The organism is Vibrio hangzhouensis (assembly GCF_900107935.1).
In the GTDB taxonomy this organism is placed as follows: Bacteria; Pseudomonadota; Gammaproteobacteria; order Enterobacterales; family Vibrionaceae; genus Vibrio; species Vibrio hangzhouensis.
This window is the reverse complement of record NZ_FNVG01000005.1, coordinates 213,253-231,311: the sequence shown is the minus strand read 5'-3', so window position 1 is coordinate 231,311 and position 18,059 is coordinate 213,253. Positions and strand designations below refer to the sequence as shown.

General features: G+C 46.5%; 16 protein-coding genes. 3 read left to right on the top strand and 13 right to left on the bottom strand.

All coding sequences use genetic code 11. From position 1 onward, the window contains the following. Positions 1-50: 50 nt before the first annotated feature. The 11 genes from cobB to C4S60_RS07500 form a co-directional block, all read right to left on the bottom strand. A complete protein-coding gene (cobB, locus tag C4S60_RS07550; RefSeq protein WP_103879728.1) occupies positions 51-788 on the bottom strand; it encodes a Sir2 family NAD+-dependent deacetylase in 738 nt (245 codons plus the stop codon). A 151-nt stretch (positions 789-939) separates the two neighbouring features. Beyond that, complete coding sequence (locus C4S60_RS07545) at positions 940-2,160, bottom strand: ammonium transporter (RefSeq protein ID WP_103879727.1); 1,221 nt, start codon at positions 2,158-2,160, stop codon at positions 940-942. Between the two features lie 344 nt (positions 2,161-2,504). Then, on the bottom strand, positions 2,505-2,936 hold the full coding sequence (locus C4S60_RS07540; protein WP_103879726.1) for a hypothetical protein: 432 nt from the start codon (positions 2,934-2,936) through the stop codon (positions 2,505-2,507). A 16-nt stretch (positions 2,937-2,952) separates the two neighbouring features. Then, positions 2,953-4,026, bottom strand: coding sequence for a formate dehydrogenase subunit gamma (locus C4S60_RS07535; RefSeq protein WP_103879725.1), 1,074 nt, complete (start codon positions 4,024-4,026; stop codon positions 2,953-2,955). Positions 4,027-4,037: 11 nt separating this feature from the next. Beyond that, positions 4,038-4,646 carry a formate dehydrogenase FDH3 subunit beta gene (gene fdh3B, locus C4S60_RS07530; RefSeq protein WP_042501521.1) on the bottom strand — a complete coding sequence of 203 codons (609 nt, stop codon included), beginning with the start codon at positions 4,644-4,646 and terminating at the stop codon, positions 4,038-4,040. Between the two features lie 11 nt (positions 4,647-4,657). Further along, entirely contained in the window at positions 4,658-7,513 is a 2,856-nt protein-coding gene (locus tag C4S60_RS07525; protein WP_103879724.1) for a formate dehydrogenase subunit alpha, read from the bottom strand. Between the two features lie 9 nt (positions 7,514-7,522). Beyond that, a complete protein-coding gene (locus C4S60_RS07520; RefSeq protein WP_103879723.1) occupies positions 7,523-7,741 on the bottom strand; it encodes a twin-arginine translocation signal domain-containing protein in 219 nt (72 codons plus the stop codon). A 57-nt stretch (positions 7,742-7,798) separates the two neighbouring features. Then, positions 7,799-8,422: a TorD/DmsD family molecular chaperone gene (locus C4S60_RS07515; protein WP_103879722.1), complete on the bottom strand. Its 624-nt coding sequence runs from the start codon at positions 8,420-8,422 to the stop codon at positions 7,799-7,801. Positions 8,423-8,434: 12 nt separating this feature from the next. Beyond that, the gene (locus C4S60_RS07510; protein WP_103879721.1) at positions 8,435-10,096 is read right to left on the bottom strand and encodes a 4Fe-4S dicluster domain-containing protein; all 1,662 of its coding nucleotides are present in this window, start codon (positions 10,094-10,096) and stop codon (positions 8,435-8,437) included. Between the two features lie 255 nt (positions 10,097-10,351). After that, the gene (locus tag C4S60_RS07505) at positions 10,352-10,912 is read right to left on the bottom strand and encodes a DUF3306 domain-containing protein (protein ID WP_103879720.1); all 561 of its coding nucleotides are present in this window, start codon (positions 10,910-10,912) and stop codon (positions 10,352-10,354) included. Beyond that, positions 10,902-11,393, bottom strand: a complete 492-nt coding sequence (locus C4S60_RS07500) for a DUF3305 domain-containing protein (protein WP_103879719.1) — start codon at positions 11,391-11,393, stop codon at positions 10,902-10,904. The genes C4S60_RS07505 and C4S60_RS07500 overlap by 11 nt, the downstream gene beginning before the upstream one ends. Before the next feature lie 135 nt (positions 11,394-11,528). Here C4S60_RS07500 and C4S60_RS07495 point away from each other — a divergent pair, with 135 nt between their 5' ends. Continuing rightward, positions 11,529-12,353, top strand: coding sequence for a formate dehydrogenase accessory sulfurtransferase FdhD (locus C4S60_RS07495; RefSeq protein WP_103879718.1), 825 nt, complete (start codon positions 11,529-11,531; stop codon positions 12,351-12,353). 161 nt (positions 12,354-12,514) lie between these two features. On the opposite strand, the gene C4S60_RS07490 is transcribed toward C4S60_RS07495, so the two are convergent. Next, entirely contained in the window at positions 12,515-14,107 is a 1,593-nt protein-coding gene (locus C4S60_RS07490) for an ABC-F family ATPase (protein ID WP_103879717.1), read from the bottom strand. Positions 14,108-14,346: 239 nt separating this feature from the next. On the opposite strand from C4S60_RS07490, the gene C4S60_RS07485 reads away from it, so the two are divergent. Then, entirely contained in the window at positions 14,347-16,689 is a 2,343-nt protein-coding gene (locus C4S60_RS07485) for an AAA family ATPase (protein ID WP_103879716.1), read from the top strand. Positions 16,690-16,698: 9 nt separating this feature from the next. Further along, positions 16,699-17,577, top strand: coding sequence for a mechanosensitive ion channel family protein (locus C4S60_RS07480; protein ID WP_103879715.1), 879 nt, complete (start codon positions 16,699-16,701; stop codon positions 17,575-17,577). 75 nt (positions 17,578-17,652) lie between these two features. Here the strand turns inward: C4S60_RS07480 and C4S60_RS07475 are convergent, their stop codons facing one another. Next, positions 17,653-18,003: a putative quinol monooxygenase gene (locus tag C4S60_RS07475; RefSeq protein WP_103879714.1), complete on the bottom strand. Its 351-nt coding sequence runs from the start codon at positions 18,001-18,003 to the stop codon at positions 17,653-17,655. Positions 18,004-18,059: the final 56 nt, after the last annotated feature.

The window sequence follows — 18,059 nt, the reverse complement described above, 5'->3', positions numbered from 1 at the left end:
AAGCCCTCGCAAGCGAGGGCTTTTTTTGGTGTAAACACAACGCGCGTTCATTATGATGCGGCTTTATCCTGAGTCTGGAGCTCCAAGATCTCTTTCACCAACTTAGGAACTTCGATACTGGCTTTGCCGTAACGCTTCTCTTCAAACTCACTCTGCACCGCACTAGGCTCTAGGTTAATCTCAATGGTATGAGCACCATGCATTTTAGCGTCGTGAACAAATCCTGCTGCTGGGTATACAACCCCTGACGTTCCGATAGAGATAAACAAATCGGCTTGTTCCAGCGCTGCGTAGATATCTCCCATCCGCAGTGGCATTTCTCCAAACCAGACTATATGGGGACGCATCTGAGCTGGGATCTGACAACAGTGACACAAGTCTCCTGTAACGATATCGCCGTGCATATCGATAACCTGCCCAGACTCTTCGCAGCGAGCACGCAATAGCTCACCATGCATATGGATGACATTTTCACTGCCACCGCGCTCGTGAAGGTTGTCAATATTCTGCGTCACTATTGTTACTGTACCCTCGAGTGCTTTCTCGAGTTGCCCTAAAGCAAGGTGTGCGGCATTGGGTTCAATATGATCATGTTGAAGCTTTTGACGACGTTTGTTATAGAAGTTCTGAACCAGGTCCGGGTTGCGGACGAAGCCTTCAGGAGTAGCAACGTCTTCAATACGATGATTTTCCCACAACCCATCTTGAGCGCGAAAAGTCTGAATGCCTGACTCAGCGGAGATACCGGCACCTGTCAGTACGACAACATTCTTGTAGGGAAACTTCATAGACATTCCTTGTGCTAACTTATTTTTGTTCTAATAAGAGTAACATGGAACGAATAACATCAGTAGTTTTGGGGATTAGACCATGGTCTAATTTAGAAAGGAATGCAGCGGAATAAAGGTAAGGGGTAACCCCCTTACCTGTCAAAATGGTTTAGTCTTCGTTCGTTGACGAGATTTTGTGGATAGCTAAATCGGCCCCGTTAAATTCGTCCTCTTCAGACAAGCGCAGACCAGTCACTTTATCCAGAATACCGTAAACAATAGCGGCACCCACAATAGCGACAGCAATACCGGCAACCGTTCCCACAACTTGAGAAGCAAAGCTCACGCCGCCAAGACCACCCAGAGCTGATTGACCAAATATGCCTGCAGCCACACCACCCCATGCACCACATAGCCCATGAAGTGGCCATACGCCGAGTACGTCATCGATTTTGGTTTTATTTTGCAGGTACGTAAATACCCAAACAAACAACACGCCAGCCACAGAACCTGTGATCAATGCACCGATTGGATGCATGAGATCTGAGCCTGCACAAACGGCCACCAGGCCAGCTAACGGACCATTGTGGATAAAGCCAGGGTCGTTTTTACCCGCAAAGAGGGAAGCCAATATACCGCCAACCATTGCCATTAATGAATTCATGGCGACAAGACCACTGATCCCCTCTAACGTTTGTGCTGACATCACGTTAAAACCAAACCAACCTACGCTCAGAATCCACGCGCCTAGAGCGAGGAAAGGAATATTGGAAGGTGCAAAGTTCGTGTGTTTGCCAGCACGAATTCGGCCCTTACGCATGCCCAGAAATACCACGGCAACCAATGCAATCCAACCACCGACACCGTGAACGACAACTGAACCGGCAAAGTCGTGGAACCCTGCCCCAAAAGTAGATTCCAACCAAGTCTGGAATCCAAAGTTTCCGTTCCAAATCATGCCTTCGAATAAAGGGTATACCAGGCCGACCGTAAAGAACGTAGCAAGAAGAATCGGATAAAAACGCGCTCTTTCAGCGATACCACCAGAAACAATGGCCGGAATTGCCGCAGCAAATGTTAATAAGAAGAAGAACTTAACCAGTTCATACCCATTACCCTGTGAAAGGGTTTCTGCGTCAGCAAAGAAAGTCCCGCCATACGCAACCCAATAACCAATAAAGAAGTAAGCAATGGCGGAAACGCCAAAATCTGCAAGAATTTTGACCAACGCGTTGACTTGGTTTTTTTGACGAACCGTTCCCACTTCAAGAAACGCAAATCCTGCGTGCATTAAGAACACCATAATGGCACCCAGTAGTAAGAAAAGCGTGTCTGAGCTTTGTGTTAATGTTTGTACCGCACCGTGTACCTGCTCTACCGAAGGGGACATGTATCGATTACTCCTTTAATACGAATAAATTCAAGCCATCATAGGATGCACAAAAGTTGTGCTTCATATGGTTGCATACACACCAAAATAGGGAGTGTTAAACTAAGAACGTCTTACAGAGCAATTACTGTTCCAAATAAGCGTTAGGTGTTGGAATTATTTTAACCGACTGAATATAAAGAAATTTATACGAAGTGGTCATTTGAAGTGTATCAACGAGAACCACTAATGTGCACCAATATGGTCAGTTAGCACCATTATGGTTCGCACCAATATGTAGCACGTTAAATTTTCCAGGCGTAATTGGACTGGCAAAGAAAAGGCTCCGTTAGGAGCCTTTATTACTATGGAAGTTGTCGAATCGGCTGCTGTGAGTCGCCAAAAGTCATCGGAATATTTTGTTTTAGTTTACTCATGCCAGCAAACATACGAATGATCCACACGACAATCGCAACAGATGCGAATAACATCCCCACGTAAGGAATGAAATTTGCGATCTTGTCTATCCAAGTGGCCTGATACCAATAGTGTGTCACACCTTTTAGTAGTCCATTGGATGTCGCCACAGTAACAATAAGCACGACGAAGAAAGTTAAATTTAAAAAGAAGGTCCGAATTAACCCGTAGTAATGCGTATTAACCACATCACTGTCTTCGCCTTTGTCTAGCCGATATCCCGCATAGACAATCGCTATCACGCCAGAAAGTAACAAAGTAAAAGGCGTAAAGAGGCTAAGAATGTAAGCTATCCAAATACCCTTGTGTTGTTGGTGCATATTCTTGTTCTCTCCCTTAACTCAAATCGCTACGTGTTTTCGCATCGCTCGGAGGTGATTTTTCAGGTTCGGGCGTCGGGTTGTCCAACTCATGTTTGACGTCCTCATACCAAAGGTCGTGGTGCTCTTTGGCCCAAGTCTCGTCAACTTCGCCAGTCACCATACCCTCAAGCGCCCCTTCCATACCAAACAGACCGATATAAATATGGAAGATAAAGCCACAAATGAGTATCAGTGCCGCAAGCATGTGGATAAGGTTAGACCATTCCATATCACGACGCGTTTGACCGAAGATAGGAAAATCGAGGATCAGGCCACTTGCCGCAACCACGGCTCCGACAATGATCAACATCCAAAACAACACTTTCTCACCTGCATTAGAGAAACCCGCAGATGGGTGACTTCCCTTATGCTTGCCCGCCATACCACCAAGTTTCATAAACCACTGTACATCGACTTTGGTGAATATGGATTTGCTCCACCATTTAATCAGTAATGACAACAGAAGAATAATGAACATTGGCCCCATATAGTTGTGGTACTGTTTCGCCAAGTAAACGGTCCAGCCCCACAAGTCTGTTGGAACGTATGGTTTCATAAAGTGCTTGCCATAGACCAGCATCAGACCACTGAAAGCGAGCGTTAAGAATACAAACGCCATGCTCCAGTGGAGTGCTCTATCCATACGGCTCCACCTTTGCAGCTTTCTCCCCGTTCTAGCGCCAGACAGTTTCATCGGACCACCAATGAAATACACCAGAATCACAAGCGTAATACTACCGAAAATGGCGACTGCACCCGCTGGAGACATCCACTTTTCTTTCAAGATATACCACGTTTCACCGGGCTTACTAATCAACACACCGTGCTCAGGAGAGGCAGAGGTGGTTGTCCCCTCTACACCTTCTCGCACCATGCGCCAATAGTCTGCACCAGCAAGCTGCGTCATCTCACCTTGAACAACTTTATTGCTCTTACTTTCTTCAGCATGAACGCCAAACGACATCGCTAGAACCACTGCTGCCAACACTGGCAGCAGCAATCGGAAGACAGAGCCAAGCAAACCTTGTTGTTTAGACAAAATAGCCATCGCTCTCTCCATTAGCTCTTAGTCGCGTCGTAAGCCAGGTCGTTACCATCGGTCCAGCCCGCATCTTTCGCACCACGTTCAACAACGCGTTGACGGAAGATATCCGATACTTTTGCCGCGTCACCCGCTAGCAAGGCTTTGGTTGAGCAAAGCTCTGCACACATCGGCAACTTACCTTCAGCAATACGGTTTGCGCCGTACTTCGCACGCTCTTCTTCTGAGTTGTCTTCAGTTTCAGGGCCGCCAGCACAGAATGTACATTTGTCCATCTTACCGCGCTCCCCAAAAGCCGCTTGTTTAGGGAATTGAGGCGCACCGAACGGACAAGCAAACAAGCAGTACCCACAACCGATACATAGATCCTTGTTGTGAAGCACAATGCCATCTTCTGTGCGTTCGAAGCAGTCTGCCGGGCACACCGCCATACATGGTGCGTCGGTACAGTGCATACACGCGACAGAAATCGAGTTTTCTCCCGGAAGACCATCATTTAAGGTAACCACGCGACGACGCTGGATACCCCATTGAAGCGCATCGTCGTTTTCATTTTTGCATGCTGTGACACAGCCGTTACATTCAATACAACGTTTGGTGTCACATAGGAATTTCATATTAGCCATTAGGTGACTCCTTACGCTTTCTTAATGTTACAGAGAGTGACTTTCGTTTCCTGCATTTGAGTCACTGGGTCATAACCATAGGTAGTCGCCGTATTAGCAGCTTCACCTATGACGTAAGGCACGGTACCTTCTGGATACTTGTTAGTGAGATCCTCGCCCTGGAACTTACCGCCAAAGTGGAATGGAATGAACGCCAAACCAGGTTTCACACGCGGTGTTACCATGGCTTTCACCTTAATGCGCCCTTTCTCAGCACCTTCAACCCACACCATGTCGCCATCCTTGAAACCGATGTCATTAGCGTCTTTCGGGTTCACCTCAACAAACATCTCGCGTTGAAGCTCTGCCAACCATGGGTTAGAACGTGTTTCTTCACCACCACCTTCGTATTCAACCAATCGGCCAGACGTCAGAACAATTGGGTACTCGCCAGATACGTCTTTGTCTTGTATCGATTTGTACATGGTCGGCAGACGGTAAATGGATTCGCTGTCATCCCACGTTGGGTAATCAGCAACCAGATCACGTCTTGGCGTGTAAAGTGGCTCACGGTGCAGTGGCACGCGGTCCGGGAATGTCCATACAATGGCACGCGCTTTTGCGTTACCGAAAGGCATACACCCATGCTTAATAGCAACGCGCTGGATTCCGCCTGACAAGTCGGTCTTCCAGTTCTTACCTTCCGCTGCCGCTTTTTCCTCTTCGGTGAGGTCATTCCACCAACCTAACTGCTTAATCAGTCTGTCTGTAAATTCTGGATAGCCATCTTCAAGTTCACACCCCAGTGAATAGCTATCTTCAGCCAATAAGTTATTGCCCTCAAACTCAACACCAAAACGAGCACGGAAGTTACCACCGCCATCGGCAACGGCTTTCGACGTATCGTAAAGGATATGGGTACCTGGGTGTTTCATCTCTGGTGTACCCCAGCATGGCCAAGGCAGTCCGTAAGTTTCACCATTAATCGGGCCGCCTTCTGCTACCAATGAGGTTTTATGGAAGGTGTGCCAGTTTTGCTGGTGCGCTTTAATACGCTCTGGGCTTTGACCCGTGTAGCCAATCGTCCACATGCCGCGGTTAAATTCGCGGGTGATGTCTTCAATATTCGGCTCGTTGTTCTCTACTTTGATGTTCTTAAACAGTTCCTTCTCAAAGCCAAGTTTTTTGGTAAGAAGGTACATGATCTCGTGGTCAGGTTTTGAATCGAACAACGGCTCAACAACTTTGTCACGCCATTGCAGTGAACGGTTGGATGCAGTTACAGAGCCATAGGTTTCGAACTGCGTGGTTGCTGGCAGCAGGTAAACGCCATCTGTGCGATTGTTCATAACCGCTGCATGAGTCGGATATGGGTCTACAATCACCATCATGTCCAGCTTTTGCATCGCTTTTTGCATCTCTACACCACGAGTTTGCGAGTTAACCGCATGACCCCAGTAGAACATGGCGCGAATATTGTCGTTCTGCTCAATGTTGTCTTTGTTTTCCAACACACCATCGATCCAACGAGACACAGGAATACCCATGTTGTTCATTGGTTTTTTGCCACGATACTCGTTTTGATCAAAGCGCGCTTTCACCCACTCGTAATCCAAATCCCAAACCTTGGCCCAGTGCTTCCATGAGCCGTCAGCAAGACCGTAGTAACCAGGAAGCGTATGAGAGAGGACACCTAAGTCGGTCGCACCCTGCACGTTGTCGTGACCACGGAAGATATTCGCTCCGCCACCTGACTTACCGATGTTACCAAGCGCCAACTCAAGTACACAGTATGCACGCGTATTGTTATTACCTGTAGTGTGTTGAGTACCACCCATACACCAGATAATACTACCGGGACGATTCTCAGAAAGGATCTTAGCCGCTTTATAAACATCGGCTTCACTAACGCCAGTTACACGTTCGACTTCCTTCGGACCCCATTTGGCAACTTCAGCACGGATTTCATCCATACCGTAAACACGCTGACGAATGAACTCTTTATCTTCCCAGTTGTTTGCAAAGATATGCCATAGCAAACCCCAAATAAACGCGACGTCTGTACCTGGGCGAAGTGAACAATAGTGATTCGCTTTTGCTGCTGTACGTGTGCGACGAGGGTCAGCAACAACGATTTGGCAACGGTTTTTCTCTTTCGCTATCAAGATGTGCTGCATGGCGACAGGGTGAGCTTCCGCAGGGTTTGAACCAATGAACAGCATCGACTTACAGTTATGCATGTCATTGAAGGAGTTGGTCATTGCGCCATAACCCCAAGTGTTCGCTACACCAGATACTGTAGTAGAGTGGCAGATACGAGCCTGGTGGTCTACGTTATTAGTGCCCCAAAGTGACGCCATTTTGCGGAACAGATACGCTTGTTCATTACTGTGCTTCGCACTGCCTAACCAGTAAACGGAATCGGGGCCTGATTCTTTGCGGATCTCCAGAACTTTGTTACCGATCTCTTCGATCGCTTCTTCCCAGCTCAGTTTCTTCCACTTACCGCCTTCAAGTTTCATTGGGTACTTAAGGCGACGTTCACCATGACCATGTTCACGCAATGCAGCGCCTTTCGCGCAGTGGCCACCAGCATTAAACGGGTGGTCGAACGCTGGCTCTTGACCTGTCCACACGCCGTTTTGTACTTCGGCATAAATGCCGCAACCGACTGAGCAGTGAGAACAGATTGTACGTTTGACTTCAGTTTTTGCGTCAACCGGTACCGATTCGGCGTGCGCTTTTTTGATCATTCCAGGTGCGAACGTATACGCGCCCGCGGCTAAACCACCCGCCGCGATCGAAGAATTACGCATAAATGCGCGACGGCTAAGTCCTAGCTTGTTTTCATTTTTGCTCACGTTGTCGGAGCGTTTTGTTAGTTTCATGCTTTGCTCCTACAGTGTGTCGTAATAATCTTTAACATGCTGTGTTTCACGATAACCGGTTTTCTTTTCGTCATCGGGTTTCACGTCAACTAACTCAGTGTCAGTAGCGGCATGTGCGGTACCTGAAATCACAGCGCCAGCGACAGCAGCGGTGGTCAGGCCCTTCAGTAGGTTTCGACGATTCTCGTTAAAATCACTTTTATCGTCACGTTTAGTTTGTTTACTCATAGTTTGCTCCCTGAGTGGATACCTATCCTTCGAGATGGCATCTCTCGTTAGCTGACATTACTTCGTGGTTATATTTTTTACGTCTATTTTCATTTTCGTCTGCGTAGTGCCTGGGTTTTGCGCGTAACTCACCTGCTCTACATCGAAAAATGCTTGCATCAGCGCCGCGACAGAAGGATAAAACTGAGCACTTGGTGCAGTTTCTATCTGACGGCACAAATCTGTGTACCAAGGAGAAAGATGGTGATTAAAGAACGCTTTCGCCTCTTGCTCTTTCTGTTGGTCAATAAGGTGCGCGAGCACTTCACACACCGCGGAAATATGATCTTCAGGCTCTTTTACTGACTCTTCACGCTCAAGACCTAAGAGGCCGAGATCGTTTCGAAGGGCGGCCAGGGGTTTATCCATTAGTGAGCCTGTTAAATGCCATGAAGCGAACGGAATCACCTCACCTTTGCCGATACCAATGAACAGGTCTTGATACTCATCTTGTAGCGCACTGACTTCTGCCACTTTCGCGGCCGCTGCCAACCCTTGCCATGCACTCGTCATTTGGTTAATGCCCGACTCAATTTCCAAAGTAGAGAGAAAATCGAGCAGTTCACGCTCGGGGGCGCTGCGACATAAGGTCGAGATAAGCAGGTAAATGTCACTTCTTAGTTGGTTATTTTCGTTATCCATTGACATCCGTTCCTAGTATTTCAGTTGTTGTTCTGGGTTTTCAGCCATGCTTTCAAACATGTCCACTACCCGGCAGTCTTCACACATCGCAATACGACGCAGTGCAGCCTCATTATCAAAATGAGAGTGACCGCGTAACTTTTCCTGAAGCATAGTGATCATAGATTGCGGTGCGAAAGGCTTACCGCAACTCAAACATTCCGCCGCTTTCTCTTCATACAAAGCAACGACACTGGTTCGGGCCGCTTTATCCCAATTGACTTGCTGAGTCAGAGACAGAGCTGATTCAGGGCAGGCCTTTTCGCACATTCCACACTGGACACAGTCCTGCTCTACAAAGTCTAAAGCAGGCCTATCACCTTTGTTGTAGAGCGCTTTCGTAGGGCACACCGCAACGCAGGCCATGCACAATGTACATTTATCGGTATCACAATTAACGGTGCCGTAAGGTGCAGTCGTCGGAAGAGGTTGAATGGTGTCAGTTACACCCTGGTTAGCGGATAACGCATCCAACGAGTGGAACAGTCTTTGTCGTTTGTTTCCTTCTATGTCCCCAAGACGAAGCCCAAAATCAAATTCAACTAACGTCGGCATACTTTCGCGCAGTGATTCCAGGTATAAAACATCAATGGTTTCACGCGCCAAACCGAGATTCTCAAGTAGCTGTTGTCCCATGCTAACTTCACGATTGAGTACGGTTTGAATGGTTTCAGGCATATGGCGGCTTGCAGCAAACAAGACTTGTGTAGCTCCATTGACCAGTGCGGCAAACCAGGTATCAATACCGACAGAAGGCAGCTCCTCTACCACAACCGGAATCACATTATCTGGCAACACATTAAGCGCCATCACGTTGTAGCTTTCATGGCGTGAACTGCAGATCAAGATGATGGCATTCTCACCGCCCTGTTGGTGGTAATTGGCGAGCGTACGCTCAATAAACTTCTGAGTTTCTTGAGGCGTTGGTAGTGCATAGTGAATCGCTTCTGTAGGACAAGCTGTTGCGCAGGTACCAACTCCTTGGCAAAGATATGGGTTAATCTCAATCTTATGGCCGATTTTGTCGTTACCTTGACTACTCAATGCACCTGCCGGACAAGCGTCGACACAGCGCTCACAGCCTTTAACACCACGAGAGCTGTGCGCGCACAAATCGGTGTTCAATCGAAAATACTTTGGCTTATCGAACGTACCCATTAGACCCGGAATTTCTTCGAGTGCGTCTGCGAGTGCTGGGTAACCACGGCCGACAGGGTAATAACCAGGGACAGGCACTTCTTCCGACATACAGCCGTTAAGGGAGTGATCTAATACAATATCAAAGCAGTCTCTGCCAATAGACACTTCCGCTAGATTGCTATGCGTATTTTTATTATTGATATAGACGCTGAAGGTACCTAAGAATCCGGAAATTTCGATGCTATCAGCATAATAGAGGTTGTTATATTCAGAAGGCTCGCCGTCTGTGGAAAGCAATGTGATCGAATGCATCGCCGTTAATTGCTCAGCGGTACTCGTAATAATGGCAGTTGGCCCGACGATAAGTGTGTCGCCGTGACTTTCATAACTTACAGTTGGCGGTATTAAGTTGGATAACTCAACGGTATTTTCAAACGCGTAGCTACGCGCACGTCCATTTTTAGATGTCGCTTGTTGTAATAGTTGTTTTATCATCGCTTGTTTCCAGTGTTGGAGTCTTTACGCTCCGATTAATTGGTTTCATATGAACCATTTGCACTAGTTTGCAATTAATGTTCCAACTATAAATACGATAGAAAAGCTCTATTTATTAGACAATTAGGGTGATATCCCTTGGGGATTTTGAGGCTATTTGTCGCGTGAGACATTTTGTCTCAATCAATGAGAAATGAAGTTGAGACAAAATGTACCTACTTTCTTTGTGGTAAATTTTGTCTCCATATCAGACTTTTATGAGGGTTGTACGTTTGATGGGTCGTCATCTTTTTGTGGTTGGTCGGATTCGATGGTTTCGAGGTCGTTCTGCTCACCTTCATCAATTTGCACCGTTGTTTCATGCGATGCTACGACGGCAGACTCCTCAAGCTCTTCGTGCTGTTCAAGGTTCTCTTCAACGTCTTTCACCCACCCTCTGAGTGTTTCTGCTACGTCAGTAGCCAGCGGCTTGACGGCAGAATAGTCGTGGTCATAATCGTTAAGCCCATCAACAACATTAAACTCTGGCTGCATAAACAGCTTTCTTAACGCGGCTTTCTTGACGGCTTTATCGACCTCAGTATTAGCGAGTAGCTGAGATATCGATAGTTCGCCATCTTCGCTATCAATATCCGTTTCTGGTTTCTGATCCTGGTTATCTGATATATTCCCATGCGCACTACTCTGTTCATCAGCAAAGGGAAGATCTACTGATTCTTCATCTACTAAAACCGCCTCTTCTTCAGGCTTAGCCTGCTGCTCGGATTGTTCCTCTAATTTACGCTGCGACCAGCGCGATAGAAAATTATTTGCCACTTGAACGCCCCGCTCCTTTGCGCTTCTTGCGTCTTACTTCGAGAAGCTCACCATGTCTTCCAATAAACGCTTCCATCCAAGCCTGAATGGGCAGTGGAATGGGTTTAGACAGCACTAAGTAATCCCCATCCATAAATGAACCCGCCACTGCTTGTGACGCCGTCACAACTATTGGTCTTAGGCTCAGTTCATCATGATTATCGAGTACTACGAATAACATCGGATTCTGTGAGCTCAGATTAAATCGATAGTCTGTTCTTTCATCTCGATACAGCTCTAAGATGGCATGAGGTTTGCCGTTGTCTGTGACTTGTAATTGAAAGCCTTCAAGTTCGCGCTGCGTGCTCGTCCAGCGTCCGACTTGCTTTTCAACAACAGCCAGGTTGATTTGAATCGGCCATTGATGTTCATTCTTTTCAACCCGTTGAACATCAGAAATAGAAGATTGACTAGGAATGGATTCAGGAGTTTCTGACTGCATTTCATATCCCTAAATTAGCGTAAGTTATTTGCGCGCAAAAACTTTATTGGTAATAATCGTTTAAGCATTAGTTGAAAACTAAGCAATAATCAAGCCAATGGCCCAGTACTACTGCCCGACCAAAAGGATATACGCGTGGTTAAACCCAACATTATTAGAACAAGCGAAAATCCCCTGCAGACCATCGAAGTTGACGTCTATGACGAATACGGTGAGAAGCTCACCAAACAAATAGCCTGTGAGCGCCCTCTTACTGTTATGTTGAACTGGAAAGAGATAGTCACATTAATGACATTGGGTTCCAGACCCGACTCACTCGTGTTGGGCTACTTGAAAAATCAGGGGTTTGTAGCCGATCCGGCCGCTATCGAGTCTTTGATCATAGACTGGGAGACTCACTCTGCAGCCGTGATCACCAACGAAAATACCGATTTTCTGGAAGAGGCACTAAAGAAAAAAACCGTCACTTCAGGCTGTGGTCAAGGCACTATGTATGGCAACGTGATGAAGCAACTGGAAGGCTATCAAGTACCACAGACACCTCTGAAACAATCACAGATCTATGCCACGCTTGAAGCGCTTACCCACTATAACGACACGTACAAAAAAGCGGGTGCAGTGCACGGGTGTGCTGTCTGTCGGGATGATGAAGTGTTGTCGTTTGTGGAAGATGTCGGCCGACACAATGCCGTAGACACGCTAGCAGGTGAAATGTGGATTAATCAGGAAAGCGGCGAAGACAAAATTTTCTATACCACAGGTAGACTGACCTCAGAAATGGTCATTAAAGTCGCACAAATGGGTATCCCTGTTCTGCTATCACGCTCTGGTGTGACCCAAATGGGACTGGATTTGGCGAAGCAATTTGGCATTACTACTATCGCGCGTGCGAAAGGATTACGTTTCCAGGTGTTCACCGGTGGAGAGAAAGTCGATTTTGACGTAAAAGGAAATAGCTAGCTACCTCGAAACGCGCTCTGTAGAGATAGCCTCCAATACGTGGAGGCTTTTCATTGCTATTTTACCACTAGTCTCGCTCACCGATACAAACTACTCTGTGGATAAAATCCAACCCACAAAAAAGCCCCGCTTTCGCGAGGCTCCTTTCAACAATCTAGCTATTAGCTATCAATGCCTTTCGATCTCAAGAACTCAGCATAAGTGCCACGGAAGTCATTAATCTTGCCGTCTTTGATCTCAAGAATACGAGTCGCTAGCGAGTCTACAAACACACGGTCATGAGATACGAAGAACAAAGTACCTTTGTACTGCTCAAGCGCGTTGTTCAATGACTCGATAGATTCCATATCCATGTGGTTGGTTGGTTCATCCATCAGTAGCATGTTTGGTTTGTGCATCATGATCTTGCCCAGAAGCATACGACCTTGCTCACCACCTGACAGTACTTTAACTGACTTCTTGATGTCGTCTTGACCAAATAGCATACGACCCAGGAAGCTGCGGATAACTTGCTCGTCGTCACCTTCCTGACGCCATTGACCCATCCAGTCCATTAAGTTCATGTCTTCTTCAAAGTCGTGAGCATGATCCTGTGCGTAGTAACCGATGTTGCTATTTTCAGACCACTTGTACTCACCCGTACGTGGCTCAAGTACGCCAGCAAGTGTGTTAAGTAGTGTAGTTTTACCCACGCCGTTTTCACCAATGATCGCAACGCGCTCACCGACTTCAAAAATTGCGTTAAAGCCAGAGAACAAATCTTCTTCGAAGCCCTGACTGAGGTTTTCAACGTTAAGGGCGTTACGGAATAGTTCTTTCTCTTGGTCAAAACGGATAAACGGGTTTTGACGGCTCGAAGGTTTCACCTCTTCAAGCTGGATCTTGTCGATCTGCTTAGCACGTGACGTCGCCTGCTTCGCTTTTGACGCATTCGCGGAGAATCGAGCAACGAAGGTATTTAGCTCAGCGATCTGTGCTTTCTTCTTCGCGTTGTCAGCCAACAGACGCTCACGCGCTTGAGAAGCCGCTACCATGTACTCATCATAGTTACCAGGGAATACGCGAAGCTCACCGTAATCCAGGTCAGCCATGTGAGTACAAACTGAGTTCAGGAAGTGACGGTCGTGCGAGATGATGATCATGGTGCAGTTACGTTGGTTTAACGTTTCTTCTAGCCAACGAATAGTATCCATGTCCAGGTTGTTGGTTGGTTCGTCTAGTAGCATGATGTGCGGGTCAGCAAACAGAACCTGCGCCAACAGCACACGAAGTTTCCAACCTGGTGCCACTTCGCTCATCAAACCGAAGTGCTGTTCTTCCGGAATACCTACTGCCAATAGCAGCTCACCGGCTTTTGCCTCTGCCATGTAGCCATCTAATTCCGCAAATTGAACTTCAAGATCGGCAACCTTCATGCCGTCTTCTTCGCTCATCTCTGGCAGTGAATAGATGCGGTCGCGCTCTTGCTTAATGGCCCACAACTCTTTGTGACCCATGATAACCGTATCGACAACAGTGTACTGTTCGTAAGCAAACTGATCCTGATTCAGCTTAGCCACGCGCTCATTAGGATCGTAAGATACATTACCGCTCGTTGGCTCTAACTCGCCACTCAAGATCTTCATGAAAGTAGACTTACCACAGCCATTTGCACCGATAAGACCATAGCGGTTACCTTCGCCGAACTTGATAGAAATGTTTTCAAACAGAGGTTTAGCACCAAACTGTTGAGTGATATTAGCGGTTGATAGCACGAGCGTTACCTTTGAGAATTAACAAAACTGCGCAACCCTACAGGCTCTTGGGCCCAGATGCAAGTGACAACTGCAGCACCAGTGCTTATCTAACCTGCCTTGCGTCCTCGTCCAACCACTGCCATGAGATCTGAGAGTCAACCGTATATCGTTTTTTAATGCATCATACGTGCAGAGTCTGATGACGCTGTCTACACTAAAATCAGTAGATACAATCAGTTAGGAACTCAGTGACGACAATGGATAAAAATACAATATGGTTCGCGGTGCTCTCTCTGTTATTGTGCTTCCCCGCTTCTGCTCGCTGGGACTATCAGGACGATGATCTTCCTGTAGCTTCTGATAACGCCCAGTCTCTTGAAAAAGAAATTGATACGTTGCCCGCTAAGCTTTTTTTGACCTCCAGCGAGACTAATAAAATCCGTCGATTGTTGTCCTACACGCTCGACCAACAAGACCGGGAGATTGTCTCTTTTAACGAGGCACTGTCGGTGTACCGCGATGAGAGTAATGATCAAAACTGGTTTGACGTTCAAACTCAATATCTCACATTAAATAGCCTCAGTCACAGTAAGCAGGCGCTGCTAGAACTTGCGACAGACAAAACCTTTGAACAGTTGACTGGATTTGGTCCTGATGGTGTAACCCAGTTCCGGCAGGAACTATCAATTACTAAGCTTAACGCAGAATATTTTGTTTATTTTCATCTCCGAAGTTTTAAAACTCTGGTGAAAGAGATTTTCATCTCTCCTATTCCCGTGATATGGGCTGGAATCAAGGTCTTCATCATCTATAGCTTGCTGATGTGGTGGTTGGCTAACGAAAAGCGCTTATTCGAACAATTTAAGACACACGTCACCGCATCAACGTCTAAGCCACCATTGTGGGTGCGCGCCATTTGGTATTTAGGGCGCGCCAGTAAGTCAATCGCATGGCTTATCGCTATCACGGTATCACTGCAAATCATCAGCACCATTGAAGCCTTGTCGCAACTTGTTTACTTAGAATTACTCACCTGGTGGGTTTTGGGCGGGGCCATCGCGATTTCGTTTATTCTCGAGTTTGTTCATCGAAACAGTCTGGCAACGAGTAAGACGGTGGCGGCTCTACGACTTTCTACCGTGCGACGCTATGTCTGGAGTTTCATTGTTGCCGGACTGGTGTTGCAAATCGCCTCTCAAACTCTGGGGAAAGGAACCATCTATTATTGGATCTCTAGCTTTTTTACCCTTTGGTTCGCTCTTATTACCCTCAGCGTCATCATCATGTGGAAAAAGACGGTATTTGAATCGTTGGATAAAGTGGCGGAAAAACCCATATACGTTGTTTGGTCTACATCCAAGAAAGATGTATTTATCCTGGGGATTATCGCCACCTCTGTTGTTACTTTATGGCTGGCATTTCATCATCTTAAGAACAAGCTGATTGGGCTACTGTCACAATATACAGTTTTCAATCAAGCCCTTACCTATTTGTTCAAGATTGAAGTAGCAAAACAAACAGGGAGCAGCACAGACCACAACCTGGTACGAATCAAAGGTGATGACGCCTTCAACTATGTACTACCAGGTGATGATTTTAGTCCCCTTGTCACCTACGCAAAAGACGAGATACAGCAGCTATCGAAATACCTGTTAACCAACAGTCCGGCAATCTGCGTGGTGTCAGGAGAACGTGGAATTGGTTCAACCCGATTACTCAAACAAATACTCCACAAAGTGAAGAATGCTGAACCTGTGTACGTTAACTGTCCCATTTCAGGATACAACCAGCTACTCGTACACTTAGCGGTGAGTCTCGGGTTGGATGAAGAGACCAGTGAAGTGAAAATTCTCAACCACTTACGTAAAAGTGAAATCCACTACCTGATAGCGATTGATAATTGTCAGCGACTCGTGAAACCCAAAGTGGGTGGTCTGAATGATCTGATACGTTTTACCAACCTTCTGAGGCGCTCTAAAAAAAGCCATCGTGCGGTGTTTTCCATTGAAAAGGCAAGCTGGCGCTTTGTGGATCGTGCCCGTGGTGAGAGATTGCTGTTCGATTGGGTTGCGTTCTTACCCAAATGGTCAGAGCTACAGATTTCGCAACTTCTAGACAGTCGAATTAATCAGGAGCAAAGCTTGCCAGTCAATTTCGAAGGCTTGGTTGTGCCTAAACAGTGGGACAATGACAGCGAGTCCGAAGAAGACCGGGCTCGTCAGGGGTTTTATCGGATTTTGTGGCATTACTCTGATGGAAATCCGACTGTGGCATTGCGCTTCTTCCGTTTCTCGCTTCGTAAAGACAAATCGACTAAAAATGTCGTTGTCAGGTTATTTCATGCACCTGAATCTGAAGAACTGGACAAAATGCCTAAACCCATGCTGGCGATACTTCGCTCCATAGTGCAATTGGAAGCGGCCTCCCCTGAGGATGTTTCGGACTGTACCCAACTTACCATCTCAGAAGTCATCGGCACACTGAGATACTTCCAGAGTCGGGGCTATATAGAGTGGAAAGAAGACAAAGCACGCATCTCAGATCACTGGTTCAGACACATAACCAATGTGTTGGATCGACAACATTTACTGGTTAAATAGGAGGTAAAGATGAAACGGTTGATCACCCTGGTTGTATCGATAGCTTTACCTTTTTTAGTCTTTGCCAGCGAAAAGGATGCCACCGTCGATAGCATCACGCAGTTTGCCACCCTGATACGTTGGTCAGGTGTCTTACTCAGTATCGTTATCATCATGGGGACTTGGTTGTTGATCAAGTTCATGAATTCGATGGTGGAAAGTATTGGCGGTCAATTCGTACAATACCGAATGCTGCTGCAGAAATTGCAGTCTTTTCTGCAATTTTTCATCTACATGACCGCAGGTATCGTGGTATTCATGCTGAGTTTCAGAATCAATGATCACATACTTGCACTTATCGGCGGAACTCTGGCGGTTTCGGTCGGCTTTGCTATGAAAGATCTTGCGGCCTCGTTTATCGCAGGGTTAACCGTTATGATCGACCGACCATTTCAAGTCGGTGACCGCGTCACATTTGAGGGGAATTATGGTGATATCCTCACAATTGGACTGCGCTCGGTACGAATGAGAACATTGAATGACGACATCATTACAATTCCAAACAATAAGTTCCTAAACGAAGTGACGGTCAGCGGCAATTATGGCGCCTTGGATATGCAAGTGGTCATTCCGTTCTATGTAGGAATGAACGAAGATATTGTTCTTGCCAGAAACCTGATCCAGGAAGCCGCTTCTTCGAGTCGCTACATTCACTTGCCAAAACCCGTAACCGTTTTAGTGAAACAGACGATTACAGACAACTATCTAGCCATTCAACTGACTTGTAAAGCATACGTGGTCGATACTGCTTATGAGAAGTTATTTGAAACTGACATTACCTTGCGTGTGATGAGTGAGTTCAAAAATCATGGTATCAACCCACCCGAGATTGCGGTCAAAACCGTTTAGAGCAGATTGATCACTGAATGAACCAGGTATAACTCATACCCAGTCATGGTTACGGTTAAGGCTATGGTTGGACCATCAGTCGAAAATTGGCTTATCGTAGTAATAACCTTCATCACTGTATGCCGTCACCAATGCGTCTTCGACCAGACCAGAGTCTGCCTCAACCTGCGATTGGAAAAATTCTAATATCTGCTTTCTTCGACCATGTGCCGTCCAAGCGGACGCATCTCTCCAGATCTCATTAAACACAATAGGATAATCGTTACGACCCGCACTTGGGTGATCAATCTGTCGGGTGAGTACATATTGAAGACAGCCCTCCTCACGATAACTGTCTGGTTCGAGGGCTTTAAGAATCTCAAACAACTCGGCTTCTTTGCCTTGCTTAGGTTTAAATTGCGCTAAAACATACACTTTGCTGGTCATATAGGATTCCTTCTTTTGGGGTAGTTACAATATGCAATCTATATAATATAGACAGT